We start from the raw sequence: 13342 nt of genomic DNA on the forward strand, positions 1-13342 counted from the left end.
ATGGCAGGCTGAGCCTGCGGATCGATTGTAGCCGTGGGGATGTGCTGAGCAGACATTGTCGTTGCCATGAGTGTTTACCGTTTCTGACCAGCCGCAAGGCGGCGCTCGACTCCGAGGGAATATCGCGACATGCCGAAGCAAAAGACAAAGTAGAACAGGGCTGCAAAAGCATAGCCCGTGAGACCGATAGTGGGCGCCGCCCAGGCCGGATCGATGCGGGATGCCTCGATGGTCTTGACCAGATCGAAGATGCCCACGATGGCCACCAGCGAGGTGTCCTTGAACAGGCCGATGAAGGTGTTCACGATTCCGGGAATCACGATGCGCAGGGCCTGCGGCAGAATGATGAGGGACATCATCTGCGGATAGTTGAGGCCAAGCGACATCGCACCCTCATACTGCCCCTTCGGCATGGCCTGGAGGCCGCCACGCACCACCTCGGCCATGTATGCAGAGGCGAAGAGCGCCGTGCCAATAAGCGGTCGCAGTAGACGGTCCACCGTCATGTCGCCCGGCAGGAAGAGCGGCAGCATGGTATTGGCCATGATCAGAACCGTGATCAGCGGCACGCCGCGCACGAACTCGATGAAAATCACCGAGGCCATCCGCACGATCGGCAGCTTCGAACGGCGCCCAAGAGCCAGCACGATGCCGAAGGGCAGCGAGACCACGATGCCCACTGTTGCGACTAGCAGGGTCACGAGGATTCCGCCCCACAGTGATGTAGGCACATGCGCGAGACCGAAATCGAGATCGACCAGGGCCAGCGTAATGCCGATCACCGCCACGATGCCACCACCCAGGATGAGGGCTGGGCGCAGCGAAGCCTTTAGCAGAGCAGCCACGAAGGCGAAGAGCGCGATCACCAGCGCGCCGAAGATGGCGAATCCGAGCCAGAAGCGGCCGCTGAAATTCTCGTTGCCACCCGTCAGCAGGACATAGGAGACGACTGGGAACACCCAGAAGAAATAGACGGCTCCCAGATCCCGGCGCGGCGCCTTCAGCCACAGGAGCCACACGACGCCTACGGCCAGGAGGATGAAGAAGATATTCACCCGCCAGCGTTGCGAGATCGTGTAGGAGCCGTAGATGAAGTAGTTGATCTTGTCCCAGATGAAGGCCCAGCAGGCGCCGCTCTCGCTGCCGCCCGAATCGGCGCGGCAGGCGGCACGGTCGGTGCCGGTCCAGACCGCATCGATTACGAGAAACTTCATGAGCGGCGGGACGCTGACATACAGGAGGTAGAACACCACCAGGGTCAGGATCGTGTTGAAGGGGCCGGAAAAGAGATTCTCCCGAATCCAGGCGATGGGACCACGAGCCAGATTTGGAGGAGGCAGAGCCTCCACCTGCCTGGCGCGGACGAAATGGGGCATATCGACGGCGGTGCTCATAAGATCTCCTACCGTTCGACGATCGCCACACGGCGGTTGTAGATGTTCATGAAGAACGATGTCAGCAGGCTGATGGTCAGGTATACGCCCATGGTGATCACCACGACCTCGATGGCCTGGCCCGTCTGGTTGAGCACGGTTCCCATGAACACCTGCACGAGATCCGGGTAGCCGATGGCGACCGCAAGCGACGAGTTCTTCGTCAGGTTCAGATACTGGCTCGTCAGCGGCGGGATGATGACGCGCATGGCCTGCGGGATCACCACGAGGCGCAGGGTCTGGCCCGGCGTGAGGCCAAGCGAGCCCGCAGCCTCAGATTGCCCCTTAGACACCGCGAGTATGCCCGCACGGACGACCTCAGCGATGAAGGCGGCCGTATAGGTGACCAGGCCGAGAAGCAGCGCCACGAATTCCGGCAGGATCTGCATGCCGCCGGTCAGGTTGAAGGTGCCCTTGCGCGGCAGCTCGAAGCCGATGGGGTTTGCGCCGACCAGAGCCAGGACGATCCAGGTGAGGATCGGCAGGCCGAAGACCAGAGCGAGCGTCACCTTGCCGACAGGATACTGCCGGCCGGTCTGTTCCTGCTGCTTCCTTGCCCAGCGGCGATAAATGAAGGTGCCGATCAAGCCGAGAACGAGAACCCCGACGAGGATTCCGATGTTGGACGCCCAGAGGGGCTTTGCCATGAACAGGCCGCGGGAGTTCAGGTAGAATCCTGCGCCCATCTCAAGGGAGTTGCGCGGCTGCGGCAGGGTGCCGAGCACGGCGATGTACCAGAACAGCAACTGGACCAGCAGCGGGATGTTGCGCAGCACCTCCACATAGACCATGGCGACCTTGGCCACCATCCAGTTCTTGGACAGGCGGGCGATGCCGACCAGGAACCCAAGAAGGGTCGTGAAGAAGACGCCGATGGCCGAGACAATCAGCGTGTTCAGAAGCCCGACGATGAAGGCGTCGCCATAGGTGCTGCCTGCAGCACTGAACTGAATCAGGGTCTGGCTGATGTCGAAGCCGGCCGTGTTGTTGAGGAAGCCGAAGCCTGAAGCGATCTTGGCGCGCTGCAGGTTCTCGATGGCGTTCGTCGCGGCCACATAGAACAGGGCGATGATCGCAATAACGAGCACGACCTGATAAAAAGCTCCACGAACCTTGGGATCGTAGAGAACCGATTTCTTGGGGGGCGATGTCTGACTGACAGCGGTCTGCACTGAGTTCATCCTCTGGCGGCTCTCGATACCGGGCCGACCTCCCCTGTTCGTGCCCGGGTCAAGCGGCTTTTTGTTCTTGTTCAGGTGTATTCTTGAAGGGCGCCCGGAAAATCCGGACGCCCTGTTTTGGATCGCTTAGCGAACCGGGATGCCGTATTGCAGGCCGCCCTTGGTCCAGAGCGCGTTCTGGCCGCGCTTGATCTTCAGGCGCGAGCCCTCGCCGACGTTCTTTTCGAACGACTCGCCGTAGTTGCCCACGTGCTTGATGATGCGAACGGCCCAGTCGTTGGTCAGGCCGACGGCCTCACCAAACTTGCCCTCGGTGCCGAGCAGGCGCTTGATCTCCGGGTTGTCGGAGGTCTTCATCTGGTCGACATTGGCCTTGGTCACGCCGAGCTCTTCAGCGTTCAGCATGGCGTTGTGGGTCCAGCGGACGATGTCGCCCCAGTTGTTGTCGCCGTGGCGAACTGCCGGGCCAAGCGGCTCCTTCGAGATGATTTCGGGCAGAACGATATGATCGTCCGGAGCCGAAGCGCGCAGACGCTCGGCATACAGGCCCGAGGCGTCGGTGGTGAACGCGTCGCAGCGGCCGGCGTCATAGGCCTTGAAGGTCTCGTCCGAGGTCGCGAAGGCCACCACTTCGTACTTCATGTTGTTGGCACGGAAGTAGTCGGCGAGGTTCAGCTCGGTCGTGGTGCCCTGCTGGGTGCAGATCGAAGCGCCGTTCAGCTCCTTGGCGGAGGAAACGCCGAGCTTCTTGCGGACCATGAAACCCTGGCCGTCGAAGTAGTTGATGACCGGGAAATCGAGGCCGAGCTGCGTGTCGCGCGACATGGTCGCGGTCGAGTTGCGGGACAGCACGTCCACTTCACCCGACTGAAGCGCCGTGAAGCGATCCTTGGCGGCGAGCGGAATGTAGCGGACCTTGGTCGGATCGTCGAAGATCGCGGCCGCGATGGCGCGGCACAGATCGACGTCGAGGCCCGTCCAGCCGCCCTGGGCGTCCGGCTGGCCGAAACCGGCAAGACCCGTGTTCGAGCCGCAGGTCAGGAAGCCCTTCTGCTTCACGCTGTTGAGCGTTGCCTGGGCCGATGCGCCCGTGGCGAACAGGCTGGCCGTCAGGCCGAAGGCAATCGATACGAGAGCCTTTTTCATGTTTATATGTTCTCCCAATAGTTCCACATGACTCGACGGACCTGGTTGTACCCCCCAGCCGAGCCCCGGTTAGACCGTTCCACGCCGCCTCGGTCGAGACGGCATCGCAATCCATCAAATTCAATGATTGATCACTGGTCAAGTCTTGATGGGAGGCAATTCGTGGCTGACTTGACGGCAGAGGCTGCCCGGTCTCAGATCACGGCCCCCTCAGCAAGCCCTTGAAGCAATGTCAAAACTCCCCCCAAAGCCTGAAAACGTCTCGGAACGCACCCGCCTTGTCCATGCCGGACGGGAGCCCTTCGAGCAGCACGGATTCGTGAATACGCCGATTTATCGCGGGTCCACAGTCCTCTACCCCACCACCGACGACCTGCTGCACCGGCGCGGGCGGTATTCCTATGGCACGAAAGGGACTCCGACCACCAATTCCCTCGAAATCGCCTGGACCGAACTGACCGGGGCCGCAGGTACGGTGCTGGCGCCCTCGGGTCTCGCGGCTGTCACCGTCGCCCTCATGTCGTGCCTCAAGGCCGGCGACCATCTGCTGATGACGGATTCGGTCTATCTGCCGACCCGGCATTTCTGCAACGGCATCCTCAAAAAATTTGGTGTGGAAACCACCTATTACGACCCGTTGATCGGCGCCGGAATCGAGGCTTTGCTCCGTCCGAACACGACGGCTGTGTTCACGGAGGCTCCGGGATCGCAGTCGTTCGAGATGCAGGACATCCCGGCCATCGCCGAGGTGGCGCACCGTCATGGGGCCGTGGTCCTCATGGATAACACCTGGGCGACCCCCCTGCTCTTCCCGCCCCATGAGCGCGGCGTGGACATCGCCATCGAGGCCGGCACGAAATATCTCAGCGGCGGATCGGACCTGCTGCTCGGCCTGGTTTCGGCCAACGAGCGCTGCTTCAAGGCCCTTCGCGACGCCTATGATGCCTTCGCCATGTGCCCGGGACCCGAGGACGTTTTCCTTGGGTTAAGGGGCCTGCGCACCATGGCGCTGCGCCTGCGCGAGCACGAGAAGCAAGCTCTGGAGATGGCCCGCTGGCTCGAAGCTCGTCCCGAGGTGGCACGGGTGCTCCACCCGGCGCTCGAGAGCTATCATGGCCACGAGATCTGGAAGCGGGACTTCAAGGGTTCTTCAGGCCTGTTCTCGATCATCCTCAAGCCCTGCTCGGACCGGGCGCTCGCCGCCATGCTCGACGGCCTCGCCCTCTTCGGCATGGGCTATTCCTGGGGCGGGTTCGAGAGCCTCGTGATTCCCTTCAACTGCGCCAGCTACCGCACGGCCACCCGTTGGGAGCCCGGCGGCCACTCACTTCGCTTCCACATCGGGCTCGAAGACCTGGAGGATCTGAAGCGGGATCTCGATGCGGGCTTTACCCGCCTGCGCGAGACGGACTGATTGTCAAAGGTCGAGGATGGCAGATGCCGGCGCGGTGGAACCCGTCACGTCGGCATTTCGGCCTCGACCTTGCGCCGCTTGTCCTTGGCGATCAGCATCAGGTTGCGGATGTAGATGAAGATCGACAGTGTCTGGGGTAGGATGATGACGATGTCGCGTCGGGCAAAGCCGTAGACCATCGTCATCAGTCCGCCGGCGATGGACAGGAACCAGAACCCCATCGGGATCACGCTCTTCTCCGCCTTCTCGCTCGCGATCCACTGGACGATGAAGCGCGCGCCGAAGACGAGCTGGGCCAGAACCCCGAAGGCGGCCCAGAGATCGAAGCGGGCGACGAGGACGTCGTAGAAATAGAGCCCCAGGTCGTGGGACAGGCGCATCAGCATCAGACGGTTTCCATCAGACGATTTCTTGGGCAGCGGGAACGCGGCGGCGGCGGCGGATCAACCACCAGACCCCGGCCAAGTCAAGGATGCCCACCCACAGGCGATCGAACATCCCGTAGTTCGAGCGCCCCGCATGGCGGGGCCGGTCGACCACGTCAACGTGGGCGATCTGATACCCTTCGCGCTTGATGAGCGCCGGCATGAAACGGTGCAGGGCGTCGAAATATGGCAGGCGCAGGTAGACGTCACGCCGGAAGGCCTTGAGCCCGCAGCCCGTATCGCGCGTGCCGTCTTTCAGAATGCGTCCCCGGACGCCGTTGGCGATGCGGGACTGCCACTTCTTATAGCTGCCGTCCTTGCGCCCGACCCGCTGCCCGGCCACCAATGCAACCGCTGGATCCTCGAGAGCCGCGACGAGCTGGGGGATGAAGGCCGGATCGTTCTGCCCGTCCCCGTCCAGGGTGATCACCACCGGCGCACGGGCGGCATGAACCCCGGTCCGGACGGCTGCGCTCTGGCCGCAGCTTGCCTCGTGGCGCATGAGGCGCAGCCATGGCCGCGTCGTGCGAGCGCTCAGGACCTTCTGTCCGGTGTCGTCGGTCGAGCCGTCGTCCACATAGATCACCTCGAAGGGTGCAAGCGCGGCGCAGGCGCGTTCGATCTCCTCCACCAGGGGGAGGATGTTGAGCGCCTCGTTCTTGACGGGCACCACGACGCTGATGCGCGGGCTTGTGGGAAGGTCGGTCATCCGTACTTTAGAATCCGGTCGCATAGGCCGCGATATCGACCCGCTTTCCGCTGTTGATATTGAATCCCTGAACTCTGGTCGAGAGCACAGGCTTCTGCCGCAGACGCTCGTTCTCCGCCCGGAACTCACCCTCGAAGCGGTTGTCCACAAAGACGACCCGGCACCCGCCCTGGCGCAGGAACCGGGAGGCCTCGGCTCCGCTGTCGAGCATGTCGAGATTCGTGCCAGTCAGAAACACCAGGCTGGGCTCGCGATAGCCGAGAGTTGCGACCTGCGGGTTGCCGCAGGGCACGTTACGGGCGACCTCGGCGAGGCGATCCGAAATCTTCAGAGACCGCAGGTCGAGCTGAGCAAAACCGAACACGCCAACAGCGAGGAAGGCCGAGGACAGGAAGCCGGCCCAAAGGGTCGGCACCATCCGTTTCTTAACGAACAGCCACCAAGCCCAGAGGGCCAGGAGCGACGACACGACGAGCGCCGGCAGCGCCCGGAAGGGCGGCAGCCCATCGAAGGACCAAGCCACCACCGAAAGGCCGACGGCAAGGCCAACCGGAATGAACGGGATCAGCACCGTTGCCAGTTTCGCGGCCGGTCGGTGCGGACCGACGAAATGCCGGGCGATGGCCATTACCGTGATGATGGCCACAGCGGGAAACAGAGGCATCGTATAATGCGGCAGCTTCGTCGGAACCGCCTCGAAGACGATCCAGGACGGTACGATCCAGGCGAGGGCGAAGGCTATCGGCTCTTCCCGACGGTGGATCCAGGCGAAGGGCACCGCGATGGCGGCCAGGATAGCGCCGGGCCAGAAGGTCGCGAAGAAGGACAGCAGATAGAAGCCCGGTGGAGCCCAATGATACTTCTGGGCCGTGCCAACCTTGCCAAGCATGTCCTTGCCGACGGAGGCGGCGAAGAACTCGCCGCCGCTCTTGATGGCGATGGCGACGAACCACGGCAGCACGATAGCAAGAGTGAAGAGAAGGCCAAGCCCGGGTCTCAGCGTCAGCAGCCAGCGGGCGGAGCGCTCCTTGTAGGAGAGAACCGCAGCCGCGAGACCGGCGAACATGAGGACGAGAGGACCCTTGATCAGAATGCCTAAGGCAAAGCCGGTCCAGAAGATCAGCAGAGCCCGCCGGGGCAGGACGCCCGCCCCTCGGCTCAAATAGGCGCGGGCGAGGCCGCCCATCACGGCCACCGAGCAGGCAGTCAGCATCGCATCCGTCTTGGCGAGGCGCGCCTCGACCATGAGGATGATGCAGGTCGCCATCAGGGCGGCTGTCAGGAAGGCCCCTCGCCTCCCGAAGAATGCCAGGGCTGCCCAATAGGTCAGCAGGACCGTGGCAATAGCTCCGAATAAGGATGGGATCCGGTAGAGCGCGATGGTGGTCCGGGCCTCCGGTATGCCCAGAGCCTCGCCGATGGCGACGCTGGCGCTCTGCAGCCAGTAGATGCCCACCGGCTTCTTGTGCCGGGCCTCGTCTTGGAAACGGATGTCGACGAAGTCGCCCGTCTCCAGCATCTGCTTGGAGGCCTGGGCATAGCGCGGCTCATCCCGGTCCATGGGCTGAAGCGAGGTGAAGCCCGGCAGGAAGCAGGCGAGCGACAGCAGCACGAGCACGGCGCAGAGCCGCGCATGGCTCCGCTCAACGACGCTTGTCACCTGGGTCACGGAGAAGTGGCGCCAGGACATCCGCTGCTGGGGGACAGAACCGTCCATCAATCACTCCGGGGGCGGGAAAGCCCACGCACCAGCAAGGGATTCCCTTGGGCGCGGGCCGTCAAGCCGCGTGATGTCCCCCAATCCCGCCGGGAAGTCAAATTGACGGAAGGTAGCGGCCTGCCCTGTTCACGGAACACGCGCACGCGAGCGGACATTGCCTGGACAGTCAGGCTCGACCCAGGAGATGTCGCCATGAACAAGTCTGCCCGCTGGTGCGCCATCGCCCTTATGGTGCTGCCGGCCCATCCGGCCACGGCTCTCGACCGGCCGGTCGTCTGGCGGGACGAGGATACCGGCTGCGCCTATCTGCTCACCCCGCAGGGAGGCATCACGCCCCGGCACCGCCGGGACGGGACCCTCGACTGCCCGGACGTGGCGGCCGGCACGGGGGTCGTCGAGAACATGGGCCGTGACATCGCGCGGGGCTTGGATGCCTTGCAGCGCGAGGTCGAGCGCCTGCGCGAGCGCTACAACAATCGCCCTTGAGCTGAAGGAGACACCTGTGCCGACGAAGACCCGGATCTATGGCGAGGATGACGAGAAGACCATCAGGCAGCTTGACCGCTGCATGGAGGCAGGCAGCGCCTTCAAGGGCGTGCTCTGCGCCGATGGGCATCTCGGCTATGCCCACCCGATCGGTGGGGTCGTGGCCTATGAGGAGCATATTTCCATCAGCGGTGTCGGCTTCGACATCGCCTGCGGAAACATGGCGGTCCGGCTCGACACCCGCTACGAGGACATTGCAGCCCAGGCGGGCCGTATCCTCTCGGATATCGGGCGCTCCATCAGCTTCGGAATCGGGCAGACGAACGCCGTGAAGGTCGATCACGATTTGTTCGATTCACCCCTTTGGGAGGAGGCCGGGGCCCGGGACCTCAAGACAATGGCCCGGCAGCAGCTGGGGACCGTCGGCTCCGGCAATCATTACGTGGACCTGTTCGAGGATGAGGAGGGCTTCGTCTGGATCGGGGTGCATTTCGGCTCCCATGGCCTTGGTCACAAGATCACCACCAGGCACTTAGGTCTCGTCGGCGCCAAGGACGGCATGGAAGTCGACCCCGCCCTCGTTCACCAGAGCAGCGAGGTGGGGCAAAGCTACCTCGCCGGAGTAAAGCTCGGCGGTCTCTATGCCTATGCCGGCCGCGAGTGGGTGGTGGAGCGCGTGCGCCGGATCATCGGCGGGCAGATCACCGACTCGGTCCACAACCACCACAACTTCGTCTGGCGGGAGAGCCATGAGGGCCGGGATTACTGGGTGGTGCGCAAGGGTGCAACCCCGGCCTTCCCCGGCCAGCGCGGCTTCGTTGGCGGCTCCATGGGAGACAACGCGGTGATCCTGCACGGTGTCGAGAGCCCGGAGAGCGCCGACAGTCTCTACTCGACCGTACACGGCGCAGGCCGCCTCTTCGGCCGCATGGACGCCAAGGGCAAGAAGAACAAGGCGGGCCAGTGGGTTCGCCCTCCCCGCTTCACCCGTGACGAGATGGACGCGTGGCTGCGCGAGAAGGGCATTCTGCTGCGCGGCGGCGACGTGGACGAAAGCCCGATGGTCTATCGCCGCCTTGAGGACGTGCTCGCCTATCACCAGGGCACGATCGAGATCGAGCACACTCTCCGGCCATTTGCCGTCGCCATGGCTGGCCCCGGCGAGTTCGATCCCTACAAGGATTGACCCTTAAAGCATCGGACCCAAAAGTGGATTTGCACATTTGGGGTCAATTCCGATGCTTAAGTTTTATGCTGGCACATCGTGCGGCCCGCTGGGTCCGCGCGATGCTCTAGCCAGAGCTGCAATCCTATCGGAACCAGCCGAAATAAAGTCCCCAGAGGCTCGGCGACCGAATCCCGCGCACCCGGCGGGCCGCTTCGTCGGCGCTCATCGATTCACCGCCATGACATGAGCACAGGACGATATGGGCGTCGTGCTCGGAGATCTGGAAGAAATCGACGGCATCCCCGAACGTGTCGCTGCGCAGCCCGGCCTGCCTGAGGATGGGATCGGAATAGGCCACCGTAAGGGCGGATCCATCGGCCCGTATGGCGAGGCGCTGGGCCTTGGGCTTCCATTCGATCTCGTCGAGGGTTTTGAGCTCCCGGTCGGGCTCCCGCTCCAGGAGGTCGATCCAGCGGTCCAGGCGTTCCCGTTTCGACAGAACCGGAGCCTTGACGTCTTCAGGGATCTTGAGGTCGGCGACGCTAGAGAGTTCGGACAGAGGCCTGTGTTCCATGCTCCCCTCCTTGGCAGAAGAGCGATTCGAAGCCACCCAGCTACAAGCTCAACCTTGGAGCACAGGGAAAAGTTCGAGGAACGACCGTGGAGCGCCGCTGATATTTTGGGCAATTGCCGCGGCAGTGCTAGGTCACACGTAAGGCGGGGTCAGGATAGCGAGACCATGGAAAAGGCCCGACGCCTGATGGCATCGGGCCCATGGTTTGTTAGACGGCCGCCGCGTGGTCGTGATCGGCGGCTCTGGGCGTACCCATGAGTTCGGCCAGGCGGTTACGGGCGCGGTTCACGCGGCTCTTGATGGTTCCGACCTTTACGCCAAGCGCCTCGGCGGCATCCTCATAGGACATCCCTTCGGCACCGATGAGAATAATCGCCTCGCGCTGTTCCTGAGGCAGCTTCTCGAGCGCCGAGGAGAGATCCTGGAGCGCGAGCTTGTCCTCCTGATCGGGAATGGCGATCATGCTGGCGGCGTGAGTCCCGTCCCCGTCCTCGACCTCGCGGCTGGTCTTGCGGTGGGTCGAGTAGAAGCCGTTGCGCAAGATCGTGAAGAGCCAGGCCTGGAGGTTGGTGCCGGATTCGAAGGTGTCCTGCTTGGTCAGAGCCTTGAGCACCGTATCCTGCACCAGATCCTCCGCCTGATCGACCTTTCCGGTCAGCGAGAGGGCGAAGGCGCGCAGGTTCGGCAGGGCGTCCATGACGCCGTTGACGAATTCCTGGTCCACAGGCTCCGTGTGTGCACGGATAACCTGGGCAACGCGGTCAACCAGCCGCGCGAGGTCGCGCGGCAGCTTGTCTTCAGCGGGGTCGCCGTAAAGGGCCCGCAACTGCTTTCCGAGATGCAGCCGGACGTTGGCGCTCAGCGCAGCCGCCGGGGACGGCGCATCAGAATGGGTCGGGTGAGACTGATTGTTCGATTTCTCGGGCATGCGACAATATTTGGGGCATGCCCGCGGCATTTAAATATCCTGGCGACATTTCGACCATGAGATTTTTTCATGGCCGAGCCTCTGGATTTTGCCGCCCCTGTGCCCCATGGAGGCGGCTGGGCCAGAGGCTCGTCCCATGGGCCGAGGCTTGGTTCTGCGACTATCAGGGAGCGCGAAGTGCCTCAATATCTCGGGATCGATGTCGGCACATCGGCCGTGAAGGCGATCCTTGTCGATGAGGGACAGGCGCCGATTGCGGAAGCGGATGTTCCGCTGCCGATTTCCCGCCCGCAGGAGCTCTGGTCGGAGCAGGATCCTGAAAGCTGGTGGCAAGCCGTTCAGACCGCTCTCGATGAGCTTCTTGCCAAAGACGCGGCAGCCCTCGGGGACGTGCGCGCCATCGGCCTGTCGGGGCAGATGCACGGGGCGGTGCTGCTCGATGCGGCCAACCGGCCGCTGCGTCCGGCCATTCTCTGGAATGACGGGCGGTCGTTCCGGGAGGCGCAGCAACTTGGAAGCGAGCATCCGGGCCTCTCACGCACCGCGGGTGTCATCCCGATGCCCGGGTTTACGGCGCCGAAGCTCGTCTGGCTGGCACGGCACGAACCCGAGACGTTCCGCGCCGTTCGCAAGGTGCTTTTGCCGAAGGACTACATCCGTCTCCAGCTCACCGGCACCATCGTCACGGACATGTCGGACGCGGCGGGCACCTGGTGGCTGGATGAAGCCAAGCGGGATTGGTCGGACGAGGCGCTTGCCGCCACGGGCCTGACTCGCGATCACATGGCAAGTCTCGTGGAGGGATCGCAAGCCTCAGGCACTGTCCGCCCCACCATTGCCCGTCGATGGAATCTGCGAAGCGATGTCGTGGTAGCGGGTGGTGCGGGCGATGCGGCTGCCGGAGCTGTCGGACTAGGTGCGATCCGGGATGGATCGGCTTTCATTTCCTTGGGAACGTCCGGCCAGCTTTTCGTCACCACCGAGACCTTCAGCCCGGCGCCCGACGCCCTGGTGCATTCCTTCTGCCATGCGGTACCCGATCGCTGGTTTCAGATGGCCGCGATGCTGAACGGTGCAAGCTGCATTGCCTGGGCGGCCAATCTCCTGAAGCGGGATATCGGCGAGTTGCTGCACGAGACGGAAGCGGCCTATCGCAGACCGTCCGATGTTCTCTTCCTGCCCTATCTCGCCGGCGAGCGGACGCCGCACAACGATCCTCATGCTCGCGGTGTGTTCTTCGGTCTTTCCCCCGACACACAGCAGACGGACTTGGCGCAGGCGGTTCTCGAAGGTGTCGCCTACAGCTTCGCCGATGCGAAGCTGGCGTTCGAGAAGGCAGGCACAGTCCTGACGCAGGCCAGTATCATCGGGGGAGGCTCAAAGAGCAGGTTCTGGACGAAGATCTTCGCCAGCGTGCTGAACATCCCCATCATCCGCCATCAGGGCAGCGACAAGGGCCCGGCTTTCGGCGCGGCGCGGCTGGCACGACTGGCGGTGACAGGGGAAGCACCGGAAGACGTTTGCACCGCGCCAGCCGTTCTTGAGACCATCGCGCCGGACCCGCGCCTCGTCGAACTCTACGAGCCTCGCGTTCAAGCCCTCCGAAGCCTGTACCGAAGTCTGAAGCCGGAGTTCGCGCGTGCCGCCCATGAACGGATTTGAGGATACCGGCCGCCGGGCGCTCGAATCCTCTTGGATTTGCAGCCGCCCCATGCTGCTTAAATGACAGTCGCCCCTCATTTCGATGCTGCCACGACTGCATCAGGAGCCATTCTATGATCTTGGTTGCCGGAGAAGCCCTGATTGATCTGTTCATCGGCACCGCCACGACAAAAGGCTTTCCAGCGGAGGCGGTGGCTGGCGGCTCACCGTTCAATGTCGCGATCGGGCTCGGGCGCCTAGGTCGTCCTGCAGCCTTCTTGTCTGCCTTATCGGAAGATGCCTTCGGTTCATTCCTGGCCGAGAAGCTCGCCGGGTCAGGTGTGAGTTCGTCCTACATCCAGCGCCTCCCGAACGTCACGACGCTGAGTGTCGTGGCGACCAGCTCATCCGGGCAGCCGCAATACTCCTTCTATGCACCGAACAGCGCCGACCGGGCCCTCACCCCAGAGGCGCTGCCCGCCGAACTGCCGGCAGACGTGAACGCCATTGCGGCGGG

At 63.4% G+C, this 13342-nt stretch carries 13 protein-coding genes; 5 read left to right on the top strand and 8 right to left on the bottom strand.

Annotated elements, in window-relative coordinates; genetic code table 11:
- Positions 1-74: 74 nt before the first annotated feature.
- The 3 genes from JKL45_RS06620 to JKL45_RS06630 all read right to left on the bottom strand — a co-directional run bounded on the left by JKL45_RS06620 (position 75) and on the right by JKL45_RS06630 (position 3760).
- The gene (locus JKL45_RS06620; protein ID WP_201860313.1) at positions 75-1394 is read right to left on the bottom strand and encodes an amino acid ABC transporter permease; all 1320 of its coding nucleotides are present in this window, start codon (positions 1392-1394) and stop codon (positions 75-77) included.
- Positions 1395-1402: 8 nt separating this feature from the next.
- Positions 1403-2614 (bottom strand): amino acid ABC transporter permease, encoded by a 1212-nt coding sequence (locus JKL45_RS06625; protein WP_201860314.1) that lies wholly within the window; start codon positions 2612-2614, stop codon positions 1403-1405.
- 126 nt (positions 2615-2740) lie between these two features.
- Entirely contained in the window at positions 2741-3760 is a 1020-nt protein-coding gene (locus tag JKL45_RS06630) for an amino acid ABC transporter substrate-binding protein (RefSeq protein WP_201860315.1), read from the bottom strand.
- 229 nt (positions 3761-3989) lie between these two features.
- Here JKL45_RS06630 and metC point away from each other — a divergent pair, with 229 nt between their 5' ends.
- Positions 3990-5174, top strand: a complete 1185-nt coding sequence (gene metC / locus JKL45_RS06635; RefSeq protein ID WP_201860316.1) for a cystathionine beta-lyase — start codon at positions 3990-3992, stop codon at positions 5172-5174.
- Between the two features lie 44 nt (positions 5175-5218).
- Here the strand turns inward: metC and JKL45_RS06640 are convergent, their stop codons facing one another.
- Genes JKL45_RS06640 through JKL45_RS06650 form a run of 3 tightly spaced genes read right to left on the bottom strand, consistent with a single transcriptional unit; the run spans position 5219 to position 8025 of the window.
- Entirely contained in the window at positions 5219-5560 is a 342-nt protein-coding gene (locus JKL45_RS06640; protein ID WP_201860317.1) for a lipid-A-disaccharide synthase N-terminal domain-containing protein, read from the bottom strand.
- Between the two features lie 13 nt (positions 5561-5573).
- Entirely contained in the window at positions 5574-6308 is a 735-nt protein-coding gene (locus tag JKL45_RS06645) for a glycosyltransferase family 2 protein (RefSeq protein WP_201860318.1), read from the bottom strand.
- 7 nt (positions 6309-6315) lie between these two features.
- Complete coding sequence (locus JKL45_RS06650) at positions 6316-8025, bottom strand: ArnT family glycosyltransferase (protein ID WP_201860319.1); 1710 nt, start codon at positions 8023-8025, stop codon at positions 6316-6318.
- Positions 8026-8220: 195 nt separating this feature from the next.
- Between JKL45_RS06650 and JKL45_RS06655 the strand changes: the two genes are divergently transcribed.
- Positions 8221-8514 carry a hypothetical protein gene (locus tag JKL45_RS06655; RefSeq protein ID WP_201860320.1) on the top strand — a complete coding sequence of 98 codons (294 nt, stop codon included), beginning with the start codon at positions 8221-8223 and terminating at the stop codon, positions 8512-8514.
- Between the two features lie 16 nt (positions 8515-8530).
- A complete protein-coding gene (locus JKL45_RS06660) occupies positions 8531-9700 on the top strand; it encodes an RtcB family protein (RefSeq protein WP_312896919.1) in 1170 nt (389 codons plus the stop codon).
- A gap of 124 nt (positions 9701-9824) precedes the next feature.
- Here the strand turns inward: JKL45_RS06660 and JKL45_RS06665 are convergent, their stop codons facing one another.
- Together JKL45_RS06665 and JKL45_RS06670 are read right to left on the bottom strand one after the other, a co-directional pair.
- Positions 9825-10256 carry a hypothetical protein gene (locus tag JKL45_RS06665; RefSeq protein ID WP_201860322.1) on the bottom strand — a complete coding sequence of 144 codons (432 nt, stop codon included), beginning with the start codon at positions 10254-10256 and terminating at the stop codon, positions 9825-9827.
- Positions 10257-10464: 208 nt separating this feature from the next.
- Positions 10465-11184 carry a sigma-70 family RNA polymerase sigma factor gene (locus JKL45_RS06670; RefSeq protein ID WP_246498339.1) on the bottom strand — a complete coding sequence of 240 codons (720 nt, stop codon included), beginning with the start codon at positions 11182-11184 and terminating at the stop codon, positions 10465-10467.
- A 69-nt stretch (positions 11185-11253) separates the two neighbouring features.
- On the opposite strand from JKL45_RS06670, the gene xylB reads away from it, so the two are divergent.
- Both xylB and JKL45_RS06680 read left to right on the top strand, forming a co-directional pair.
- Positions 11254-12846 carry a xylulokinase gene (xylB, locus tag JKL45_RS06675; protein ID WP_201860323.1) on the top strand — a complete coding sequence of 531 codons (1593 nt, stop codon included), beginning with the start codon at positions 11254-11256 and terminating at the stop codon, positions 12844-12846.
- 113 nt (positions 12847-12959) lie between these two features.
- On the top strand, positions 12960-13342 hold a 383-nt coding region (locus tag JKL45_RS06680; protein WP_246498340.1), incomplete at its 3' end, for a PfkB family carbohydrate kinase.

The organism is Microvirga soli (genome assembly GCF_016734765.1).
GTDB classification, from domain to species: domain Bacteria; phylum Pseudomonadota; class Alphaproteobacteria; order Rhizobiales; family Beijerinckiaceae; genus Microvirga; species Microvirga soli.

Bases quoted from the DNA above. Each gene is read 5' to 3' on its own strand.
- JKL45_RS06620 (WP_201860313.1), bottom strand. From the start codon at position 1,394: ATGAGCACCGCCGTCGATATGCCCCATTTCGTCCGCGCCAGGCAGGTG.
- JKL45_RS06625 (WP_201860314.1), bottom strand. From the start codon at position 2,614: ATGAACTCAGTGCAGACCGCTGTCAGTCAGACATCGCCCCCCAAGAAA.
- JKL45_RS06630 (WP_201860315.1), bottom strand. From the start codon at position 3,760: ATGAAAAAGGCTCTCGTATCGATTGCCTTCGGCCTGACGGCCAGCCTG.
- metC (WP_201860316.1), top strand. From the start codon at position 3,990: ATGTCAAAACTCCCCCCAAAGCCTGAAAACGTCTCGGAACGCACCCGC.
- JKL45_RS06640 (WP_201860317.1), bottom strand. From the start codon at position 5,560: ATGCTGATGCGCCTGTCCCACGACCTGGGGCTCTATTTCTACGACGTC.
- JKL45_RS06645 (WP_201860318.1), bottom strand. From the start codon at position 6,308: ATGACCGACCTTCCCACAAGCCCGCGCATCAGCGTCGTGGTGCCCGTC.
- JKL45_RS06650 (WP_201860319.1), bottom strand. From the start codon at position 8,025: ATGGACGGTTCTGTCCCCCAGCAGCGGATGTCCTGGCGCCACTTCTCC.
- JKL45_RS06655 (WP_201860320.1), top strand. From the start codon at position 8,221: ATGAACAAGTCTGCCCGCTGGTGCGCCATCGCCCTTATGGTGCTGCCG.
- JKL45_RS06665 (WP_201860322.1), bottom strand. From the start codon at position 10,256: ATGGAACACAGGCCTCTGTCCGAACTCTCTAGCGTCGCCGACCTCAAG.
- JKL45_RS06670 (WP_246498339.1), bottom strand. From the start codon at position 11,184: ATGCCCGAGAAATCGAACAATCAGTCTCACCCGACCCATTCTGATGCG.
- xylB (WP_201860323.1), top strand. From the start codon at position 11,254: ATGGCCGAGCCTCTGGATTTTGCCGCCCCTGTGCCCCATGGAGGCGGC.